Origin of the sequence: Bacteroides caccae (assembly GCF_002222615.2) — a bacterium.
In the GTDB taxonomy this organism is placed as follows: domain Bacteria; phylum Bacteroidota; class Bacteroidia; order Bacteroidales; family Bacteroidaceae; genus Bacteroides; species Bacteroides caccae.
The window spans coordinates 395318-415472 of sequence record NZ_CP022412.2 but is presented as its reverse complement, the minus strand read 5'-3'; the positions used below and the strand labels follow the sequence as shown (position 1 = coordinate 415472).

Sequence of the window (20155 nt, the reverse complement as noted above, 5' to 3'; positions counted from 1 at the left end):
TCTCCAAATTCATTGACAGATGTCTTCAAATACTGTAAATCAAAGAGTTAATTTTGCTTCGACTAAGAATCCGCTTGAATACCCGGATTTCCTGGAAGTACAATTGAAGTCATTCCAAGACTTTCTACAATTAGATACCCCACCTGAAAAGCGCAAGAATGAGGGTTTGTATAAAGTATTTGCTGAAAACTTCCCTATTGCCGATACAAGAAACAATTTTGTTCTTGAGTTTTTGGACTATTATATTGATCCGCCGCGCTATACCATTGATGATTGTATAGAGCGTGGGCTTACTTATAGTGTTCCTTTAAAAGCGAAACTTAAGCTATACTGTACGGATCCCGATCACGAGGATTTTGATACAGTGATTCAGGACGTATTCCTCGGCCCGATTCCTTATATGACTGATAAGGCTACTTTCGTCATTAATGGTGCCGAACGTGTAGTTGTGTCACAGCTTCACCGTTCTCCGGGTGTATTCTTCGGTCAGAGTGTGCATGCCAATGGTACGAAACTTTATTCGGCTCGTATTATTCCGTTTAAAGGTTCGTGGATTGAGTTTGCTACTGACATCAATAACGTGATGTACGCATACATTGACCGTAAGAAGAAATTGCCGGTAACTACTCTGTTGCGTGCGATCGGCTTCGAGAACGACAAAGATATTCTTGAGATTTTCAACCTTGCAGAAGATGTGAAGGTTAACAAGACAAATCTGAAGAAAGTGCTGGGCCGTAAACTGGCTGCACGTGTCTTGAAAACATGGATTGAAGATTTCGTTGATGAAGATACCGGTGAGGTGGTTTCTATCGAACGTAACGAAGTTATTATCGATCGTGAAACCGTACTGGAAGAGGAGCATATAGATGAAATTCTGGAATCGGGAGTTCAGAACATCCTTTTGCATAAGGATGAACCGAACCAGTCCGATTTCTCTATCATATATAATACGTTGCAGAAGGATCCGAGTAACTCGGAAAAGGAGGCTGTGTTGTATATCTACCGTCAGTTGCGTAATGCTGATCCGGCTGATGACGCAAGTGCACGTGAAGTTATTAACAACCTCTTCTTCTCGGAAAAACGATATGACCTTGGTGATGTGGGGCGTTATAGAATCAACAAAAAATTGAATCTGACGACTGATATGGACGTACGTGTCCTCACGAAGGAAGATATTATTGAAATCATTAAATATCTGATTGAGTTAATTAACTCAAAGGCAGATGTGGATGATATTGACCACTTGAGCAATCGTCGTGTACGTACAGTAGGTGAACAGCTTTCTAATCAGTTTGCCGTTGGTCTGGCTCGTATGTCCCGTACGATTCGTGAACGTATGAATGTTCGTGACAATGAAGTGTTTACTCCGATTGATTTGATTAATGCTAAGACCATTTCTTCTGTTATCAATTCATTTTTCGGAACGAATGCGTTGTCTCAGTTCATGGACCAGACAAACCCGTTGGCTGAAATTACACATAAGCGCCGTATGTCTGCATTGGGACCTGGTGGTCTTTCTCGTGAACGCGCCGGATTTGAGGTTCGTGACGTTCACTACACGCATTATGGTCGTCTTTGTCCGATTGAGACTCCTGAAGGTCCGAATATCGGTTTGATTTCTTCATTGTGTGTGTTTGCTAAGATTAACGAGTTAGGATTCATTGAAACTCCGTACCGCAAGGTAGAAAACGGAAAAGTGGACCTATCTGATAATGGCCTGATTTATCTGACTGCTGAGGAAGAAGAAGAAAAAATTATTGCACAGGGTAATGCTCCATTGAATGATGATGGTACATTTGTGCGTAATAAAGTAAAATCTCGTCAGGATGCTGATTTCCCGGTTGTCGAACCAGCGGAGGTAGATCTTATGGACGTTTCTCCCCAACAGATTGCATCAATTGCAGCTTCATTGATTCCGTTCCTGGAACATGACGATGCTAACCGTGCGTTGATGGGATCAAACATGATGCGTCAGGCAGTTCCTCTTTTGAGAAGTGAGGCGCCGATTGTTGGTACAGGTATCGAACGCCAGTTGGTCAGAGACTCTCGTACACAAATCACTGCTGAAGGTGATGGTGTCGTTGATTTCGTGGATGCTACTACTATTCGTATTTTGTACGACCGTACGGAAGATGAAGAGTTTGTTAGCTTCGAGCCGGCTTTGAAAGAATATAGAATTCCTAAATTCCGTAAAACCAACCAGAATATGACTATTGACTTGCGTCCGATTTGTGACAAAGGTCAACGTGTGAAGAAAGGCGATATCCTGACAGAAGGTTATTCTACTGAAAAAGGTGAGTTGGCATTGGGTAAAAACCTATTAGTCGCTTATATGCCTTGGAAGGGTTACAACTATGAGGATGCTATCGTTTTGAATGAACGTGTGGTACGTGAAGACTTGTTGACTTCTGTACACGTAGAAGAATATTCTCTGGAAGTTCGTGAAACGAAACGTGGTATGGAAGAATTGACTTCTGACATTCCGAATGTAAGTGAAGAAGCTACAAAAGATCTGGATGAAAACGGTATTGTAAGAATCGGTGCCCGTATCGAACCGGGTGATATTATGATTGGTAAGATTACACCGAAAGGTGAATCTGATCCTTCTCCGGAAGAAAAATTGCTTCGTGCAATCTTCGGTGATAAGGCTGGTGATGTAAAAGATGCTTCATTGAAAGCTTCTCCTTCTTTGAAAGGTGTCGTAATTGATAAGAAGCTGTTCTCACGTGTTATCAAAAATCGTAGCTCTAAGCTGGCTGACAAAGCATTGTTGCCTAAGATTGATGATGAATTTGAATCAAAGGTAGCAGACTTGAAACGTATCTTGGTTAAAAAATTGATGATTTTGACCGAAGGTAAGGTTTCTCAAGGTGTGAAAGACTATTTGGGTGCGGAGGTTATCGCTAAAGGCTCTAAGTTTAGTGCATCTGATTTCGATTCACTCGATTTTACTTCTATCCAGTTAAGTAATTGGACTAGTGATGAACATGCTAACGGTATGATTCGTGACTTGGTGATGAATTTCATCAAGAAATACAAAGAACTGGATGCTGAACTGAAACGTAAGAAGTTTGCTATTACTATCGGTGACGAACTTCCGGCTGGTATTATCCAGATGGCTAAAGTATATATTGCTAAGAAACGTAAGATCGGTGTCGGTGATAAAATGGCAGGTCGCCACGGTAACAAGGGTATCGTGTCACGTGTTGTACGTCAGGAAGATATGCCGTTCTTGGCTGACGGTACTCCGGTTGATATCGTATTGAATCCGTTGGGCGTGCCTTCTCGTATGAACATCGGACAGATTTTTGAAGCTGTGCTTGGACGTGCCGGAAAGACATTGGGCGTGAAATTCGCAACTCCTATTTTCGATGGTGCTACAATGGAAGATTTGGACGAATGGACAGACAAAGCTGGATTGCCTCGTTACTGTAAAACTTATCTTTGTGATGGCGGTACAGGTGAGCAGTTTGACCAGGCAGCTACCGTAGGTGTGACTTATATGTTGAAGTTAGGGCACATGGTTGAAGACAAAATGCATGCTCGTTCTATTGGCCCGTACTCATTGATTACTCAGCAACCTCTTGGTGGTAAAGCACAATTCGGTGGTCAGCGTTTCGGAGAAATGGAGGTTTGGGCACTTGAAGGCTTTGGCGCTGCTCATATCCTACAGGAAATTCTGACTATTAAGTCTGATGACGTAGTAGGACGTTCGAAGGCTTATGAAGCAATTGTGAAAGGTGAACCGATGCCGCAACCTGGTATTCCGGAATCCTTGAACGTATTGTTACACGAGTTGAGAGGGTTAGGCTTGAGTATCAACCTAGAATAAAATACTGAAAGAATGTGTGATGTCAATGCACCTATGAAGGTTCATTGACATTCGCACCTTTTCAATTTCTAATGATTCAATTATCAAATCTCAATTATATAGAGTATGGCTTTTAGAAAAGAAAATAAGACGAAAAGTAATTTCTCGAAGATCTCAATTGGTCTGGCTTCTCCGGAAGAAATCCTTGAGAATTCGAGTGGTGAAGTTTTGAAGCCTGAAACCATTAATTACCGTACTTACAAACCCGAACGTGACGGTTTGTTTTGTGAACGCATTTTTGGTCCTATAAAGGACTATGAGTGTCATTGCGGTAAATACAAACGTATCCGTTATAAAGGTATCGTCTGCGACCGTTGTGGTGTGGAAGTTACTGAAAAGAAGGTACGTCGTGAGCGTATGGGACATATTCAGTTGGTGGTCCCGGTGGCTCACATTTGGTATTTCCGTTCGCTCCCTAATAAAATCGGTTATTTGCTCGGATTACCGACGAAGAAGTTGGATTCGATTATATACTACGAACGTTATGTTGTTATTCAGCCGGGTGTGAAAGCTGAAGATGGCGTAGCTGAATATGATTTGCTTTCTGAAGAAGAGTATCTGGATATTCTTGATACACTTCCGAAAGATAATCAATATCTTGAGGATAATGATCCAAACAAATTCATCGCTAAGATGGGTGCTGAAGCTATCTATGATTTGCTGGCTCGTTTGGACCTGGATGCTTTGTCTTACGAACTTCGTCATCGTGCTGGTAACGATGCATCACAGCAGCGTAAGAATGAAGCATTGAAACGTCTTCAGGTAGTAGAATCATTCCGTGCATCACGTGGACGTAACAAGCCGGAATGGATGATTGTACGTATTGTACCGGTTATCCCGCCTGAGCTTCGACCGTTGGTTCCGTTGGATGGTGGCCGTTTCGCTACCTCGGACTTGAATGATCTATATCGTCGTGTGATTATTCGTAACAACCGTCTGAAAAGACTGATCGAAATTAAGGCTCCGGAAGTGATTTTACGTAACGAAAAACGTATGCTTCAGGAATCTGTGGACTCATTGTTCGATAACTCACGTAAGTCAAGTGCAGTGAAGACAGATGCTAACCGTCCGTTGAAATCTTTGTCTGACAGTTTGAAAGGTAAACAGGGACGTTTCCGTCAGAACTTGTTAGGTAAACGTGTTGACTACTCTGCGCGTTCGGTAATCGTTGTTGGCCCGGAATTGAAGATGGGGGAATGCGGTATTCCTAAATTAATGGCTGCAGAATTGTACAAGCCGTTTATTATTCGTAAACTCATTGAACGTGGTATCGTTAAGACTGTTAAGTCTGCAAAGAAAATTGTTGACCGTAAGGAACCTGTGATCTGGGATATTCTGGAGCATGTAATGAAAGGACATCCTGTACTGTTGAACCGTGCACCGACATTGCACCGTTTGGGTATTCAGGCTTTCCAGCCTAAGATGATCGAAGGTAAGGCTATCCAGTTGCACCCCTTGGCATGTACGGCATTTAATGCCGACTTTGATGGTGACCAAATGGCTGTTCACTTGCCTTTGAGTAACGAAGCTATTCTTGAAGCACAAATGTTGATGCTTCAATCACATAATATCTTGAATCCGGCAAACGGTGCGCCTATTACTGTGCCTGCACAGGATATGGTTCTTGGTTTGTACTACATTACTAAGTTGCGTGCTGGTGCAAAAGGGGAAGGTTTGACGTTCTACGGACCGGAAGAAGCGTTGATTGCTTATAATGAAGGTAAGGTAGATATCCACGCTCCGGTGAAGGTAATCGTGAAAGACGTTGATGAAAATGGTAACATTGTAGACGTGATGCGCGAAACTTCCGTAGGTCGTGTGATTGTGAACGAAATCGTTCCGCCCGAAGCGGGTTATATCAATACTATTATCTCTAAGAAATCTCTTCGTGATATTATTAGTGATGTAATTAAGGTTTGTGGTGTAGCTAAAGCTGCTGACTTTCTGGATGGAATCAAGAATTTAGGTTACCAGATGGCATTCAAAGGTGGTCTGTCATTCAACTTAGGTGATATTATTATTCCGAAAGAAAAAGAAACACTGGTACAGAAAGGTTATGACGAAGTTGAGCAAGTCGTAAACAACTATAATATGGGTTTCATCACTAACAATGAACGTTATAACCAGGTGATTGATATATGGACGCATGTTAACTCAGAGTTGTCTAATATCTTGATGAAGACTATTTCTTCGGATGATCAAGGTTTCAACTCTGTATATATGATGCTTGACTCTGGTGCCCGTGGTTCTAAAGAACAGATTCGTCAGTTGTCTGGTATGCGTGGTTTGATGGCAAAACCGCAGAAAGCGGGAGCAGAAGGTGGGCAGATTATTGAAAACCCGATTTTGTCGAACTTTAAAGAAGGGCTTTCTGTGTTGGAGTACTTTATCTCTACTCACGGTGCTCGTAAAGGTTTGGCGGATACGGCTTTGAAGACTGCCGATGCCGGTTATCTGACTCGTCGTCTGGTTGACGTATCGCATGATGTGATTATTACAGAAGAAGACTGCGGTACACTCCGTGGATTGGTTTGTACAGACCTTAAAAATAACGATGAAGTTATTGCAACTCTGTACGAACGTATCTTAGGTCGTGTTTCCGTGCATGATATTATTCATCCTACTACCGGTGAACTGTTGGTTGCTGGTGGGGAAGAAATCACAGAAGAAATTGCCAAAAAGATTCAGGATTCTCCGATCGAGAGTGTTGAAATTCGTTCGGTATTGACTTGTGAAGCTAAGAAGGGTGTTTGTGCTAAGTGTTATGGACGTAACCTTGCTACGAGCCGTATGGTTCAGAAAGGTGAAGCTGTCGGCGTAATTGCTGCTCAGTCTATCGGTGAGCCGGGTACACAGTTGACATTGCGTACATTCCACGCAGGTGGTACTGCTGCCAATATTGCAGCTAATGCAAGTATTGTTGCTAAAAATAATGCACGTCTTGAGTTTGAAGAGTTGCGTACAGTAGATATTGTAGATGAAATGGGTGAAGCTGCGAAGGTGGTAGTAGGTCGTTTGGCTGAAGTTCGTTTCGTAGACGTGAACACTGGAATCGTTCTTTCTACTCATAATGTTCCTTATGGTTCAACACTGTATGTTGGTGACGGTGATTTGGTAGAAAAAGGCAAGTTGATTGCTAAATGGGACCCGTTCAACGCTGTTATTATAACTGAAGCAACCGGTAAGATCGAATTTGAGGGCGTAATTGAAAACGTTACTTATAAGGTTGAGTCGGATGAAGCAACAGGCCTTCGTGAAATTATTATTATTGAATCTAAGGATAAGACAAAAGTTCCTTCGGCTCATATTTTAACAGAAGACGGTGACTTGATCCGTACGTATAACTTACCGGTAGGTGGTCACGTGATTATTGAAAACGGTCAGAAAGTGAAAGCTGGTGAAGTAATCGTGAAGATTCCGCGTGCCGTTGGTAAGGCAGGTGATATCACGGGTGGTCTTCCTCGTGTAACCGAATTGTTTGAAGCTCGTAACCCGTCGAATCCAGCTGTCGTTTCTGAAATCGATGGTGAGGTGACAATGGGTAAGATCAAACGTGGTAACCGTGAGATCATCGTAACTTCCAAGACTGGTGAAGTTAAGAAGTATCTGGTTGCATTATCTAAACAAATCTTGGTGCAGGAGAATGACTATGTACGTGCTGGTACTCCATTGTCTGACGGTGCCACTACACCGGCGGATATTTTGGCGATTAAAGGTCCTACGGCTGTACAGGAATATATCGTAAATGAAGTTCAGGATGTATATCGTTTGCAGGGTGTGAAGATCAATGACAAGCACTTCGAGATTATTGTCCGTCAGATGATGCGTAAGGTACAGATTGAAGAGCCGGGTGATACTCGCTTCTTGGAGCAACAAGTTGTTGACAAGTTGGAGTTCATGGAAGAAAACGATCGTATTTGGGGTAAAAAAGTTGTGGTTGATGCTGGAGATTCTCAAAACCTACAACCGGGACAGATTGTTACTGCTCGTAAGTTGCGTGATGAGAACAGTATGCTGAAACGTCGTGACTTGAAACCTGTTGAGGTTCGTGACGCTGTGGCTGCTACATCTACTCAGATTCTTCAAGGTATAACACGTGCTGCTTTGCAGACTTCAAGCTTTATGTCAGCTGCTTCTTTCCAGGAAACAACGAAAGTATTGAATGAGGCTGCTATCAACGGTAAGATTGATAAATTGGAAGGTATGAAGGAAAATGTGATTTGTGGTCATTTGATTCCGGCTGGTACAGGTCAGCGTGAATTTGAGAAACTTATTGTTGGTTCAAAAGAAGAATATGATCGTATTTTGGCTAATAAGAAAACAGTACTTGACTACAACGAAGTAGAATAATACAATTCAATTGACTATATGAGAAGGAGCAGTTGCTATATTGGGCAGTTGCTCCTTTTTTGTTCCTTTTTTATTGGAATGTATTATCTCTGTCTCAGGAAAAATGTGTTATTTTGCAGGATAACTTTAATCATATTAAACATGGAAGAACAAAATAACAACGGGCAGTTACAGATTGAATTAAAAGAAGAAGTTGCACAGGGAACTTATGCAAATCTTGCTATTATTACTCATTCGAGTTCTGAGTTTATTCTTGATTTTGTACGTGTGATGCCGGGTGTACCGAAAGCTGGTGTGCAATCTCGTATCATTGTAGCTCCTGAACATGCAAAACGCCTACTACGGGCATTGGAAGACAATATAGCTAAATATGAACGTGTATTCGGTTCGATCCGTATTTCTGATGAGTCTCTTATTTCTCCTTTGGCGAGTGTAAAAGGCGAAGCGTGAGGGGGATATAAAAATATTAAAAAATAAAAAAAGGTTGTAGTGCATTGAATATTCAAATATTATTCGTATTTTTGCAGCCCAAAATGTATAGTTACGAAATTAATATAACAATAATATAAATCAAAAAACAATTAAAATGCCTACAATTCAGCAATTAGTAAGAAAAGGACGCGAAGTGCTGGTGGAGAAAAGTAAATCTCCTGCCTTGGATTCATGTCCCCAAAGACGTGGCGTTTGCGTGAGAGTATATACTACTACTCCGAAGAAGCCGAACTCTGCAATGCGTAAAGTAGCTCGTGTACGTTTGACTAACCAAAAAGAGGTAAACTCTTACATTCCGGGAGAAGGACACAACTTGCAGGAACACTCAATCGTTTTGGTACGTGGCGGTCGTGTAAAGGACCTTCCGGGTGTACGTTATCACATCGTTCGTGGTACACTTGATACAGCAGGTGTTGCTGGCCGTACTCAAAGACGTTCTAAATACGGAGCTAAACGTCCGAAACCGGGACAAGCTGCACCAGCTAAAAAGAAATAAGGATTAAAATCTAATTAAAATTAAAGTAATAACTTACGTTTTAGTTTGTTGGAGATGCTAAGGGTTGAGTAAATTCTCCGGAGGGAGAGTTGAAGAAGTCAAGAAGTAACAACCAAGAACAAAAACATTATTTTTCAAACAAATGAGAAAAGCAAAACCTAAAAAACGCGTTATCCTTCCGGATCCCGTTTTTAATGATCAAAAGGTTTCTAAGTTTGTAAACCACTTGATGTATGATGGTAAAAAGAATACATCTTATGAAATCTTTTATGCCGCTCTGGAAACAGTGAAAGTAAAACTTCCTAATGAAGAAAAATCTGCTCTCGAAATCTGGAAAAAGGCTTTGGATAATGTGACTCCGCAAGTGGAAGTTAAGTCTCGCCGTGTAGGTGGTGCTACTTTCCAAGTTCCTACAGAAATCCGTCCGGACCGTAAGGAATCAATCTCAATGAAGAACTTGATTCTGTTTGCTCGTAAAAGAGGTGGTAAATCAATGGCTGATAAGTTAGCTGCTGAAATCATGGATGCCTTCAATGAACAAGGTGGTGCATACAAGCGTAAAGAAGATATGCATAGAATGGCTGAAGCTAACCGTGCATTTGCTCATTTTAGATTCTAATACTATTAAGATACAATCAATTAAAAACTTAAAGTAAAGGATATAAAATGGCTAAGCAAGATTTACATTTGACTCGTAATATCGGTATCATGGCTCACATCGATGCCGGAAAGACAACAACTTCTGAACGTATCCTGTTCTACACCGGATTGACTCACAAAATTGGTGAGGTGCATGACGGTGCTGCTACTATGGACTGGATGGAACAGGAACAAGAACGTGGTATTACTATTACATCTGCCGCAACAACTACACGATGGAAGTATGCTGGTGATACTTATAAAATCAACTTGATTGATACTCCGGGGCACGTTGACTTTACCGCAGAGGTAGAACGTTCATTGCGTATTTTGGATGGTGCTGTTGCTGCTTACTGTGCAGTAGGTGGTGTAGAACCGCAATCAGAAACTGTATGGCGCCAGGCTGATAAATATAATGTACCACGTATCGCATACGTAAACAAAATGGACCGTTCCGGTGCTGACTTCTTTGAAGTTGTGCGTCAGATGAAGGACGTTTTGGGTGCTAATCCTTGTCCCATCGTTGTACCTATCGGTGCTGAGGAATCTTTCAAAGGTCTTGTTGACTTGATTAAAATGAAAGCTATCTATTGGCATGACGAAACAATGGGTGCTGATTATAGCGTAGAAGAAATTCCGGCTGACCTTGTTGATGAAGCTAACGAATGGAGAGATAAAATGCTTGAAAAAGTAGCTGAATTTGACGATACTTTGATGGAGAAATATTTCGATGATCCTTCTACTATTACTGAAGAAGAAGTATTGAGAGCTCTTCGTAATGCAACTGTTCAGATGGCTGTTGTTCCGATGCTTTGCGGCTCTTCATTTAAGAACAAGGGGGTTCAGACGTTGCTTGATTATGTCTGTGCTTTCTTGCCTTCTCCATTGGATACGGAAAACGTAATTGGTACAAATCCTGATACGGGTGCTGAAGAAGATCGTAAGCCTAGTGATGACGAAAAGACTTCAGCTTTGGCATTTAAGATCGCCACCGACCCGTATGTAGGGCGTTTGACTTTCTTCCGTGTATACTCAGGTAAGATTGAGGCTGGTTCTTATATCTATAACTCTCGTTCAGGCAAAAAAGAACGTGTTTCTCGTCTGTTTCAGATGCACTCAAACAAGCAGAATCCGGTTGAGGTAATTGGTGCTGGGGATATTGGTGCTGGTGTAGGTTTTAAAGACATTCACACTGGTGATACTTTGTGTGATGAAACTGCTCCGATTGTGCTTGAATCTATGGACTTCCCGGAACCGGTAATTGGTATTGCTGTAGAACCTAAGACTCAGAAAGACATGGATAAATTGTCTAACGGTTTGGCTAAACTGGCTGAAGAAGACCCGACGTTTACAGTGAAAACTGACGAACAAACAGGTCAAACTGTTATTTCTGGTATGGGTGAGCTTCACTTGGATATTATTATTGACCGTTTGAAACGTGAGTTCAAAGTAGAATGCAACCAAGGTAAACCTCAGGTTAACTATAAAGAAGCTATTACTAAAACAGTTGATCTTCGTGAAGTTTATAAGAAACAATCAGGTGGACGTGGTAAGTTTGCTGATATCATTGTTAAGATCGGTCCGGTTGATGAAGACTTCAAAGAAGGTGGGTTGCAGTTTATCGATGAAGTGAAGGGTGGTAATATTCCTAAGGAATTTATCCCGTCAGTTCAGAAAGGTTTCACAACTGCAATGAAAAATGGTGTATTGGCCGGTTATCCGTTGGATTCACTGAAGGTAACTTTGGTTGATGGTTCATTCCACCCAGTTGACTCTGACCAGTTGTCTTTCGAAATCTGTGCTATCCAAGCATATAAGAATGCTTGTTCCAAGGCAGGTCCTGTACTAATGGAACCTATCATGAAGCTGGAAGTTGTGACCCCGGAAGAAAACATGGGTGACGTTATTGGTGACTTGAATAAGCGGCGTGGTCAGGTAGAAGGTATGGAGTCTAGTCGTTCGGGTGCTCGTATCGTGAAGGCAATGGTTCCGTTGGCTGAAATGTTTGGTTATGTAACAGCGTTGCGTACTATCACTTCAGGTCGTGCAACTTCATCAATGGTTTACTCTCATCACGCTCAGGTTTCTACTTCTATTGCTAAGGCTGTATTGGAAGAAGTGAAGGGACGTGCTGATTTACTCTAAAATATTTAAAGCAGCAGACTAGCGAATGACTCTTAGTCTGCCGCTTTATCTTATTATAAATATCTTAATTTAAAATTGTAATGAGTCAGAAAATTAGAATTAAATTAAAATCTTACGACCACAATTTGGTTGACAAGTCAGCTGAGAAGATTGTAAGAACTGTAAAGGCTACAGGCGCTATTGTTAGCGGTCCAATTCCTCTGCCTACGCATAAGCGTATCTTTACCGTGAACCGTTCGACTTTCGTAAACAAAAAGTCTCGTGAGCAGTTTGAGTTATCTTCTTATAAGAGATTGATCGACATTTATAGCTCAACGGCTAAGACAGTAGATGCTCTGATGAAGTTGGAATTACCGAGTGGTGTGGAAGTAGAAATTAAAGTTTGATAATTAAAAATTAGTGAAATGCCAGGATTATTAGGAAAAAAAATCGGAATGACATCCGTTTTCAGTGCCGATGGTAAGAATGTTCCATGCACTGTTATCGAAGCAGGTCCTTGTGTTGTTACTCAGGTTAAAACTGTAGAGAAAGATGGCTATGCAGCTGTTCAGTTGGGTTTCCAGGACAAAAAGGAAAAACATACAACTAAACCGTTGATGGGTCACTTCAAAAGAGCTGGGGTAACACCGAAGAGACACTTGGCTGAGTTCAAAGAATTTGAAACAGAATTGAATCTGGGTGATACAGTTACTGTTGAGTTGTTTAATGACGCTAACTTTGTTGACGTTGTTGGTACTTCAAAAGGTAAAGGTTTTCAAGGTGTAGTAAAAAGACATGGTTTTGGTGGTGTAGGTCAGACTACTCACGGCCAGCACAATCGCGCTCGTAAACCGGGTTCTATCGGTGCTTGTTCTTACCCTGCTAAAGTATTTAAAGGAATGCGTATGGGTGGACAACTTGGTGGTGACAGAGTCACTGTACAAAACTTACAGGTATTAAAAGTAATCGCGGATCATAACCTGCTTTTGATTAAAGGTTCTATCCCGGGTTGCAAAGGTTCAATCGTATTAATTGAGAAATAATGGAAGTTAACGTATATAACATTAAAGGTGAAGACACTGGGAGAAAGGTTACGTTAAACGAATCTATCTTCGGAATTGAGCCCAACGACCACGCTATCTATTTGGACGTAAAACAATTTATGGCTAATCAGCGTCAGGGTACTCATAAATCAAAAGAAAGAAGTGAAATCAGCGGTTCTACTCGCAAGATTGGTCGTCAGAAAGGTGGTGGCGGAGCTCGTCGTGGTGATATGAACTCGCCGGTTCTTGTTGGTGGTGCTCGTGTTTTCGGTCCGAAACCAAGAGATTACTTCTTCAAGTTGAATAAAAAAGTTAAGACATTGGCTCGTAAGTCAGCTTTGTCTTATAAAGCGCAAAACAATGCGATCATTGTTGTGGAGGATTTCACTTTTGAAGCTCCTAAGACAAAAGATTTCGTTGCAATGACAAAAAATCTTAAAGTTTCCGACAAAAAGCTACTTGTAGTTTTACCGGAAGCAAATAAAAACGTATATTTGTCAGCTCGTAACATCGAGGGTGCTAATGTGCAGACTATCTCAGGATTAAATACTTACAGAGTATTGAATGCTGGGGTTGTTGTGCTTACAGAAAACTCTCTGAAGGCTATTGACAATATCTTAATTTAAAAAGGAGGCTTAAATAATGGGAATTATTATTAAACCGTTGGTAACAGAGAAAATGACTACAATCACTGATAAGCTGAATCGTTTCGGCTTCGTTGTGCGTCCTGATGCTAACAAACTGGAAATTAAGAAGGAAGTTGAAGCTCTTTATAATGTTACAGTAGTTGATGTGAATACTGTGAAGTATGCTGGCAAAAATAAGAGCCGTTATACAAAAGCAGGTATCATCAATGGACGTACGAATGCTTTCAAAAAGGCAATCGTGACATTGAAAGAAGGAGATACTATTGATTTTTATAGCAATATTTAATAAAAATGGCAGTACGTAAATTTAAGCCCACAACACCGGGGCAAAGACATAAAATTATTGGTACTTTCGAAGAAATTACTGCATCAGTACCAGAAAAGTCTCTTGTATATGGTAAGAAATCATCTGGCGGTCGTAACAGCGAAGGTAAGATGACTATGCGTTACATTGGTGGCGGTCATAGAAAAGTGATTAGAATTGTCGATTTCAAGAGAAATAAAGACGGTGTTCCGGCAGTAGTTAAAACAATTGAATACGATCCAAATCGTTCGGCTCGTATCGCTTTGTTGTTTTATGCTGACGGGGAAAAAAGATATATTATTGCTCCCAATGGATTGCAAGTTGGTGCGACTCTGATGTCGGGTGAAACAGCAGCGCCAGAGATTGGTAATGCTCTTCCTCTTCAGAACATCCCGGTTGGTACTGTAATTCATAATATCGAATTACGTCCGGGGCAGGGTGCGGCATTGGTTAGATCGGCTGGTAACTTCGCTCAGTTGACTTCTCGTGAGGGTAAGTATTGTGTGATTAAATTGCCTTCAGGTGAAGTAAGACAGATTCTTAGTACTTGTAAAGCTACTATCGGTAGTGTTGGTAACTCAGATCATGGGTTGGAAAGTTCAGGTAAAGCTGGACGTTCTCGTTGGCAAGGACGTCGTCCTCGTAACCGTGGTGTTGTAATGAACCCGGTTGATCACCCGATGGGTGGTGGTGAAGGACGTGCTTCTGGGGGTCACCCAAGATCTCGTAAGGGATTGTATGCTAAGGGACTTAAGACTAGAGCTCCTAAGAAACAATCGTCTAAGTACATTATTGAGAGAAGAAAAAAGTAATCTGATTAATTGAGTAAACTATGAGTCGTTCATTAAAAAAAGGTCCATATATTAACGTAAAGCTTGAAAAGAGAATTCTTGCAATGAATGAATCAGGCAAGAAAGTCGTAGTAAAGACTTGGGCCAGAGCTTCAATGATTTCGCCTGATTTTGTAGGCCATACTGTTGCAGTTCACAATGGAAATAAATTTATTCCTGTTTATGTTACCGAGAATATGGTAGGACACAAGTTGGGCGAATTTGCTCCAACTCGTACATTCAGAGGACACGCTGGTAACAAGAAAAGATAATAGGAATTATTTGAAATAATAAAGTAATAAATATAATGGGAGCAAGAAAAAAAATATCGGCTGAAAAAAGAAAAGAAGCCCTTAAGACCATGTATTTTGCTAAATTGCAAAATGTTCCTACTTCTCCGCGTAAGATGCGTCTGGTTGCAGATATGATTCGCGGTATGGAAGTGAACAGAGCACTTGGTGTTTTGAAGTTTTCTTCAAAAGAAGCTGCTGCAAGAGTAGAAAAATTGCTTCGCTCTGCAATTGCTAACTGGGAACAGAAAAACGAACGTAAGGCAGAAAGCGGCGAATTGTTCGTAACTAAAATTTTTGTTGATGGTGGCGCTACACTCAAAAGAATGAGACCGGCACCGCAGGGTAGAGGATATAGAATTCGCAAACGTTCAAATCACGTAACATTGTTCGTTGGTGCTAAAAGTAATAACGAAGATCAAAATTAAGGTAGATGGGACAAAAAGTTAATCCAATAAGCAACCGTTTAGGAATTATCAGAGGATGGGATTCTAACTGGTATGGTGGAAATGATTACGGTGATTCTTTGCTGGAAGATAGCAAAATCCGTAAATATCTTAATGCAAGACTTGCAAAGGCAAGTGTATCAAGAATCGTAATTGAACGTACGCTGAAGCTCGTTACTATTACTGTTTGTACTGCTCGCCCGGGTATTATTATCGGTAAAGGTGGCCAAGAAGTTGATAAGTTGAAAGAGGAGTTGAAGAAGGTTACCGACAAAGATATTCAAATTAATATCTTTGAAGTGAAAAGACCGGAACTGGACGCTGTGATTGTTGCTAATAACATCGCTCGCCAGGTAGAAGGTAAAATTGCCTATCGCCGTGCCATTAAAATGGCTATCGCAAACACAATGCGTATGGGGGCTGAAGGTATCAAAATTCAGATTTCAGGACGTTTGAATGGAGCTGAAATGGCTCGTTCTGAAATGTATAAAGAAGGAAGAACTCCGTTACACACTTTCAGAGCTGATATCGACTACTGTCATGCAGAAGCGTTGACTAAAGTAGGTCTTTTAGGTATTAAAGTTTGGATTTGTAGAGGTGAAGTATTTGGCAAGAGAGAATTGGCTCCGAACTTTACACAAAGCAAAGAAAGTGGTCGTGGAAACAATGGTGGAAACAACGGCGGAAAGAACTTCAAAAGAAAGAAAAATAATCGCTAAACGAATTTGAATTTTAGGAAACTATGTTACAACCGAAAAAGACAAAATTCAGAAGACAACAGAAAGGTCGTCAAAAAGGTAATGCCCAAAGAGGTAACCAATTGGCCTTTGGTTCTTTTGGCATAAAGGCTTTGGAGACTAAGTGGATTACAGGCCGTCAGATTGAAGCTGCTCGTATTGCAGTGACAAGATATATGCAACGTCAAGGACAGATCTGGATCCGTATATTCCCGGATAAGCCGATCACTAGAAAACCTGCCGATGTACGTATGGGTAAAGGTAAAGGTGCTCCAGAGGGATTTGTGGCTCCTGTGACTCCAGGTAGAATCATTATTGAAGCTGAAGGAGTATCTTACGAAATCGCGAAAGAAGCATTGCGCTTAGCTGCTCAAAAGCTTCCTATTACAACGAAGTTTGTCGTAAGACGTGATTATGATATTCAAAATCAAAATGCGTAAGTGTTATGAAAATTGCAGAAATTAAAGAAATGACTACTAGTGATTTAGTAGAAAGAGTAGAGGCAGAAACGGCTAATTATGACCAAATGGTTATTAATCATTCTATTTCTCCTTTGGAAAATCCTGCTCAAATCAAACAATTACGCAGGACTATTGCGCGTATGAAAACAGAATTACGCCAAAGAGAACTTAACAATAAATGATCAGCTTGATGGAAGCAAGAAATTTAAGAAAAGAAAGAACAGGGGTTGTGCTGAGCAACAAGATGGAAAAGACTATCACAGTTGCTTCTAAATTTAAGGAAAAGCACCCTATATATGGTAAGTTCGTTAGCAAAACGAAGAAATACCATGCTCATGATGAAAAGAATGAATGCAATATCGGTGATACTGTACGCATTATGGAGACTCGTCCTTTGAGCAAGACTAAAAGATGGAGATTAGTAGAAATAATTGAAAGAGCTAAGTAATTATGATACAAGTAGAATCCAGACTTACAGTATGTGATAACAGTGGAGCTAAAGAGGCTTTGTGCATCCGTGTTTTGGGTGGAACAGGTCGTCGTTATGCTTCAGTGGGGGATGTCATTGTCGTTTCAGTGAAGAGTGTTATCCCTTCTAGTGATGTTAAAAAAGGTGCAGTATCAAAGGCTTTGATTGTACGTACGAAGAAAGAAATCCGTCGTCCTGATGGTTCTTATATACGTTTTGATGATAATGCTTGCGTGTTGTTGAATAATGCAGGTGAAATTAGAGGAAGTCGTATTTTCGGTCCAGTAGCTAGAGAACTTCGTGCTACAAACATGAAAGTTGTGTCACTTGCGCCTGAGGTACTTTAATTTTGTAAAAGATTTAAGTAATGAGTAAATTACATATTAAAAAAGGCGATACAGTTTACGTAAATGCTGGTGAAGATAAGGGCAAAACTGGTCGTGTATTGAAGGTTCTTGTTAAAGAAGGACGTGCATTTGTTGAAGGTATCAACATGGTGTCTAAGAGCACTAAGCCAAATGCAAAGAATCCGCAAGGTGGTATCGTGAAGCAGGAAGCTTCTATCCACATTTCAAACTTGAACCCGGTTGATCCAAAAACTGGTAAAGCAACGCGTATTGGGAGAAAAAAGAGTTCAGAAGGAACTCTAGTGCGTTATTCTAAAAAATCAGGAGAGGAGATTTAGTAATGAGTAATACTGCTAGCCTAAAGAAAGAATATGCAGATCGTATCGCACCTGCATTGAAATCACAGTTCCAGTATTCTTCAACAATGCAGGTACCCGTACTTAAAAAGATTGTTATCAATCAAGGTTTAGGTATGGCTGTTGCTGATAAGAAGATTATTGAAGTAGCAATCAATGAAATGACAGCTATCACAGGTCAGAAGGCCGTAGCTACCATTTCTCGTAAAGATATCGCAAATTTTAAGTTACGTAAAAAAATGCCGATTGGTGTTATGGTAACTTTGCGTCGTGAAAGAATGTACGAATTCTTGGAGAAACTCGTTCGTGTAGCTCTTCCTCGTATTCGTGACTTTAAAGGTATCGAAAGTAAGTTTGATGGGAAAGGTAACTATACCCTTGGTATTCAGGAACAAATCATTTTTCCTGAAATAAATATCGATAGTATTACAAGAATTCTCGGAATGAATATTACCTTTGTAACCTCTGCGGAGACAGATGAAGAAGGTTATGCATTGCTAAAGGAATTCGGTTTACCTTTTAAAAACGCTAAAAAAGACTAATAGATATGGCAAAGGAATCAATGAAAGCACGTGAAGTAAAGCGTGCTAAATTAGTAGCCAAATACGCCGAGAAAAGAGCTGCTTTGAAGCAAATCGTAAGAACAGGTGATCCTGCTGATGCTTTTGAAGCTGCACAAAAGTTGCAAGAGTTGCCAAAGAATTCTAATCCGATTCGTATGCATAACCGTTGCAAACTGACTGGCCGTCCTAAGGGTTATATTCGCCAATTTGGAATTTCGAGAATTCAATTCCGTGAAATGGCATCTAATGGACTGATACCGGGCGTAAAAAAAGCAAGCTGGTAATTATTGTTTAAATATTGTCAGGGTAGTCCTGATTAATTTAATTTATTTTTTATATGACTGATCCAATAGCAGATTATTTAACGAGGTTGCGGAACGCGATTAGTGCAAAGCACAGAGTTGTTGAAGTTCCCGCTTCGAATTTGAAAAAAGAAATCACTAAGATTCTTTTTGAGAAAGGCTACATTCTTAACTATAAGTTTGTAGAAGATGGTCCTCAAGGAACTATTAAGGTTGCCTTGAAATATGATTCTGTTAACAAAGTTAACGCAATCAAAAAGTTAGAAAGAGTATCTTCTCCGGGTATGCGTAAGTATACTGGATATAAAGATATGCCGCGTGTTATTAATGGGTTGGGTATTGCTATAATATCTACTTCCAAAGGTGTAATGACTAACAAAGAGGCTGCAGAACTGAAGATCGGTGGTGAAGTCTTGTGTTATGTATATTAATTTAGGAGGAATTAGCAATGTCAAGAATAGGAAAATTACCCATTAGTATCCCAGCTGGAGTGACAGTCACTCTTAAGGATAATGTGGTTACCGTAAAGGGACCCAAAGGCGAAATGAGCCAATATGTGAATCCTGCTATCAATGTTGCCATTGAAGACGGACACGTAACTTTAACAGAAAACGATAAAGAAATGCTTGATAACCCGAAGCAGAAACATGCTTTCCACGGTTTGTATCGTTCTTTGGTTCATAACATGGTTGTGGGCGTATCTGAAGGATACAAAAAAGAGTTGGAACTTGTCGGTGTAGGTTATCGTGCTTCTAACCAAGGTAACATTATCGAACTGGCTTTAGGTTATACACACAATATTTTCATTCAGTTGCCTGCTGAGGTAAAGGTTGAAACTAAATCTGAAAGAAATAAGAATCCTCTTATTATATTGGAATCGTGTGACAAACAGTTGCTTGGTCAAGTTTGCTCTAAAATACGTTCTTTCCGTAAACCTGAACCATACAAGGGTAAAGGTATTAAGTTTGTTGGCGAAGTAATTCGTAGAAAGTCTGGTAAATCAGCCGGCGCTAAGTAATTCATATAAAATTAGATTATTATGACAACAAAAATAGAAAGACGAGTTAAAATCAAATATAGAGTACGCAATAAAGTTTCAGGTACTACTGAATGTCCGCGTATGAGTGTATTTAGAAGTAACAAGCAAATTTATGTCCAGATTATCGATGATCTTTCTGGTAAAACATTAGTTGCTGCTTCATCTTTGGGTATGACTGAAAAAGTCGCTAAAAAAGATCAAGCTGCTAAAGTTGGTGAAATGATTGCTAAAAAGGCTCAGGAAGCAGGTATTACTACTGTTGTTTTCGACCGTAATGGTTACTTGTATCATGGGAGAGTAAAAGAAGTGGCTGATGCTGCTCGTAACGGTGGACTTAAATTTTAATCAT

24 protein-coding genes are annotated in these 20155 nt (G+C 40.4%); all 24 read left to right on the top strand.

The features are described 5' to 3' along the window. Positions 1 to 19: 19 nt before the first annotated feature. The 24 genes from rpoB to rplR all read left to right on the top strand — a co-directional run bounded on the left by rpoB (position 20) and on the right by rplR (position 20151). Entirely contained in the window at positions 20 to 3832 is a 3813-nt protein-coding gene (rpoB, locus tag CGC64_RS01825) for a DNA-directed RNA polymerase subunit beta (protein WP_005675415.1), read from the top strand. Positions 3833 to 3937: 105 nt separating this feature from the next. Further along, a complete protein-coding gene (rpoC, locus tag CGC64_RS01820; RefSeq protein WP_005675416.1) occupies positions 3938 to 8221 on the top strand; it encodes a DNA-directed RNA polymerase subunit beta' in 4284 nt (1427 codons plus the stop codon). 141 nt (positions 8222 to 8362) lie between these two features. Beyond that, positions 8363 to 8671 (top strand): DUF3467 domain-containing protein, encoded by a 309-nt coding sequence (locus CGC64_RS01815; protein WP_005675418.1) that lies wholly within the window; start codon positions 8363 to 8365, stop codon positions 8669 to 8671. Between the two features lie 136 nt (positions 8672 to 8807). Beyond that, complete coding sequence (gene rpsL, locus CGC64_RS01810; RefSeq protein WP_005675419.1) at positions 8808 to 9209, top strand: 30S ribosomal protein S12; 402 nt, start codon at positions 8808 to 8810, stop codon at positions 9207 to 9209. Positions 9210 to 9351: 142 nt separating this feature from the next. Then, positions 9352 to 9828, top strand: a complete 477-nt coding sequence (gene rpsG / locus CGC64_RS01805) for a 30S ribosomal protein S7 (protein WP_005675420.1) — start codon at positions 9352 to 9354, stop codon at positions 9826 to 9828. Positions 9829 to 9875: 47 nt separating this feature from the next. Further along, the gene (gene fusA / locus CGC64_RS01800; protein WP_005675421.1) at positions 9876 to 11993 is read left to right on the top strand and encodes an elongation factor G; all 2118 of its coding nucleotides are present in this window, start codon (positions 9876 to 9878) and stop codon (positions 11991 to 11993) included. Between the two features lie 80 nt (positions 11994 to 12073). Next, positions 12074 to 12379 (top strand): 30S ribosomal protein S10, encoded by a 306-nt coding sequence (rpsJ, locus tag CGC64_RS01795; protein WP_002558075.1) that lies wholly within the window; start codon positions 12074 to 12076, stop codon positions 12377 to 12379. Positions 12380 to 12397: 18 nt separating this feature from the next. Then, entirely contained in the window at positions 12398 to 13015 is a 618-nt protein-coding gene (gene rplC / locus CGC64_RS01790) for a 50S ribosomal protein L3 (protein WP_005675424.1), read from the top strand. After that, positions 13015 to 13641, top strand: coding sequence for a 50S ribosomal protein L4 (rplD, locus tag CGC64_RS01785; RefSeq protein ID WP_005675425.1), 627 nt, complete (start codon positions 13015 to 13017; stop codon positions 13639 to 13641). The genes rplC and rplD overlap by 1 nt, the downstream gene beginning before the upstream one ends. 16 nt (positions 13642 to 13657) lie before the next feature. Further along, positions 13658 to 13948: a 50S ribosomal protein L23 gene (rplW, locus tag CGC64_RS01780; protein WP_005675426.1), complete on the top strand. Its 291-nt coding sequence runs from the start codon at positions 13658 to 13660 to the stop codon at positions 13946 to 13948. 5 nt (positions 13949 to 13953) lie between these two features. Then, on the top strand, positions 13954 to 14778 hold the full coding sequence (rplB, locus tag CGC64_RS01775) for a 50S ribosomal protein L2 (RefSeq protein WP_004296346.1): 825 nt from the start codon (positions 13954 to 13956) through the stop codon (positions 14776 to 14778). Between the two features lie 20 nt (positions 14779 to 14798). Beyond that, a complete protein-coding gene (gene rpsS, locus CGC64_RS01770) occupies positions 14799 to 15068 on the top strand; it encodes a 30S ribosomal protein S19 (RefSeq protein ID WP_004296345.1) in 270 nt (89 codons plus the stop codon). Positions 15069 to 15103: 35 nt separating this feature from the next. Further along, positions 15104 to 15514, top strand: a complete 411-nt coding sequence (gene rplV, locus CGC64_RS01765) for a 50S ribosomal protein L22 (RefSeq protein ID WP_005675428.1) — start codon at positions 15104 to 15106, stop codon at positions 15512 to 15514. 5 nt (positions 15515 to 15519) lie between these two features. Beyond that, positions 15520 to 16251: a 30S ribosomal protein S3 gene (gene rpsC, locus CGC64_RS01760; RefSeq protein ID WP_005675430.1), complete on the top strand. Its 732-nt coding sequence runs from the start codon at positions 15520 to 15522 to the stop codon at positions 16249 to 16251. Between the two features lie 23 nt (positions 16252 to 16274). Next, positions 16275 to 16709, top strand: a complete 435-nt coding sequence (rplP, locus tag CGC64_RS01755; RefSeq protein ID WP_004291234.1) for a 50S ribosomal protein L16 — start codon at positions 16275 to 16277, stop codon at positions 16707 to 16709. Between the two features lie 5 nt (positions 16710 to 16714). After that, positions 16715 to 16912, top strand: coding sequence for a 50S ribosomal protein L29 (rpmC, locus tag CGC64_RS01750; RefSeq protein WP_005675431.1), 198 nt, complete (start codon positions 16715 to 16717; stop codon positions 16910 to 16912). Further along, on the top strand, positions 16909 to 17178 hold the full coding sequence (gene rpsQ / locus CGC64_RS01745) for a 30S ribosomal protein S17 (RefSeq protein ID WP_005675432.1): 270 nt from the start codon (positions 16909 to 16911) through the stop codon (positions 17176 to 17178). The genes rpmC and rpsQ overlap by 4 nt, the downstream gene beginning before the upstream one ends. A 2-nt stretch (positions 17179 to 17180) precedes the next feature. Further along, on the top strand, positions 17181 to 17546 hold the full coding sequence (rplN, locus tag CGC64_RS01740; protein ID WP_004296340.1) for a 50S ribosomal protein L14: 366 nt from the start codon (positions 17181 to 17183) through the stop codon (positions 17544 to 17546). 20 nt (positions 17547 to 17566) lie between these two features. Beyond that, positions 17567 to 17884: a 50S ribosomal protein L24 gene (gene rplX, locus CGC64_RS01735; RefSeq protein WP_005675433.1), complete on the top strand. Its 318-nt coding sequence runs from the start codon at positions 17567 to 17569 to the stop codon at positions 17882 to 17884. A 2-nt stretch (positions 17885 to 17886) separates the two neighbouring features. Continuing rightward, positions 17887 to 18444 carry a 50S ribosomal protein L5 gene (rplE, locus tag CGC64_RS01730; protein ID WP_005675434.1) on the top strand — a complete coding sequence of 186 codons (558 nt, stop codon included), beginning with the start codon at positions 17887 to 17889 and terminating at the stop codon, positions 18442 to 18444. A 5-nt stretch (positions 18445 to 18449) separates the two neighbouring features. Next, positions 18450 to 18749, top strand: coding sequence for a 30S ribosomal protein S14 (gene rpsN, locus CGC64_RS01725; protein WP_004310885.1), 300 nt, complete (start codon positions 18450 to 18452; stop codon positions 18747 to 18749). A gap of 53 nt (positions 18750 to 18802) precedes the next feature. Then, positions 18803 to 19198: a 30S ribosomal protein S8 gene (gene rpsH, locus CGC64_RS01720; RefSeq protein ID WP_005675435.1), complete on the top strand. Its 396-nt coding sequence runs from the start codon at positions 18803 to 18805 to the stop codon at positions 19196 to 19198. 17 nt (positions 19199 to 19215) lie between these two features. After that, positions 19216 to 19785, top strand: a complete 570-nt coding sequence (gene rplF, locus CGC64_RS01715) for a 50S ribosomal protein L6 (protein WP_004296335.1) — start codon at positions 19216 to 19218, stop codon at positions 19783 to 19785. A 21-nt stretch (positions 19786 to 19806) separates the two neighbouring features. Continuing rightward, on the top strand, positions 19807 to 20151 hold the full coding sequence (gene rplR, locus CGC64_RS01710; protein WP_005675437.1) for a 50S ribosomal protein L18: 345 nt from the start codon (positions 19807 to 19809) through the stop codon (positions 20149 to 20151). Positions 20152 to 20155 lie beyond the last annotated feature (4 nt).

Coding starts and splice junctions, on each gene's coding strand:
- rpoB (WP_005675415.1), top strand. CDS start 20: ATGTCTTCAAATACTGTAAATCAAAGAGTTAATTTTGCTTCGACTAAG.
- rpoC (WP_005675416.1), top strand. CDS start 3,938: ATGGCTTTTAGAAAAGAAAATAAGACGAAAAGTAATTTCTCGAAGATC.
- CGC64_RS01815 (WP_005675418.1), top strand. CDS start 8,363: ATGGAAGAACAAAATAACAACGGGCAGTTACAGATTGAATTAAAAGAA.
- rpsL (WP_005675419.1), top strand. CDS start 8,808: ATGCCTACAATTCAGCAATTAGTAAGAAAAGGACGCGAAGTGCTGGTG.
- rpsG (WP_005675420.1), top strand. CDS start 9,352: ATGAGAAAAGCAAAACCTAAAAAACGCGTTATCCTTCCGGATCCCGTT.
- fusA (WP_005675421.1), top strand. CDS start 9,876: ATGGCTAAGCAAGATTTACATTTGACTCGTAATATCGGTATCATGGCT.
- rpsJ (WP_002558075.1), top strand. CDS start 12,074: ATGAGTCAGAAAATTAGAATTAAATTAAAATCTTACGACCACAATTTG.
- rplC (WP_005675424.1), top strand. CDS start 12,398: ATGCCAGGATTATTAGGAAAAAAAATCGGAATGACATCCGTTTTCAGT.
- rplD (WP_005675425.1), top strand. CDS start 13,015: ATGGAAGTTAACGTATATAACATTAAAGGTGAAGACACTGGGAGAAAG.
- rplW (WP_005675426.1), top strand. CDS start 13,658: ATGGGAATTATTATTAAACCGTTGGTAACAGAGAAAATGACTACAATC.
- rplB (WP_004296346.1), top strand. CDS start 13,954: ATGGCAGTACGTAAATTTAAGCCCACAACACCGGGGCAAAGACATAAA.
- rpsS (WP_004296345.1), top strand. CDS start 14,799: ATGAGTCGTTCATTAAAAAAAGGTCCATATATTAACGTAAAGCTTGAA.
- rplV (WP_005675428.1), top strand. CDS start 15,104: ATGGGAGCAAGAAAAAAAATATCGGCTGAAAAAAGAAAAGAAGCCCTT.
- rpsC (WP_005675430.1), top strand. CDS start 15,520: ATGGGACAAAAAGTTAATCCAATAAGCAACCGTTTAGGAATTATCAGA.
- rplP (WP_004291234.1), top strand. CDS start 16,275: ATGTTACAACCGAAAAAGACAAAATTCAGAAGACAACAGAAAGGTCGT.
- rpmC (WP_005675431.1), top strand. CDS start 16,715: ATGAAAATTGCAGAAATTAAAGAAATGACTACTAGTGATTTAGTAGAA.
- rpsQ (WP_005675432.1), top strand. CDS start 16,909: ATGATCAGCTTGATGGAAGCAAGAAATTTAAGAAAAGAAAGAACAGGG.
- rplN (WP_004296340.1), top strand. CDS start 17,181: ATGATACAAGTAGAATCCAGACTTACAGTATGTGATAACAGTGGAGCT.
- rplX (WP_005675433.1), top strand. CDS start 17,567: ATGAGTAAATTACATATTAAAAAAGGCGATACAGTTTACGTAAATGCT.
- rplE (WP_005675434.1), top strand. CDS start 17,887: ATGAGTAATACTGCTAGCCTAAAGAAAGAATATGCAGATCGTATCGCA.
- rpsN (WP_004310885.1), top strand. CDS start 18,450: ATGGCAAAGGAATCAATGAAAGCACGTGAAGTAAAGCGTGCTAAATTA.
- rpsH (WP_005675435.1), top strand. CDS start 18,803: ATGACTGATCCAATAGCAGATTATTTAACGAGGTTGCGGAACGCGATT.
- rplF (WP_004296335.1), top strand. CDS start 19,216: ATGTCAAGAATAGGAAAATTACCCATTAGTATCCCAGCTGGAGTGACA.
- rplR (WP_005675437.1), top strand. CDS start 19,807: ATGACAACAAAAATAGAAAGACGAGTTAAAATCAAATATAGAGTACGC.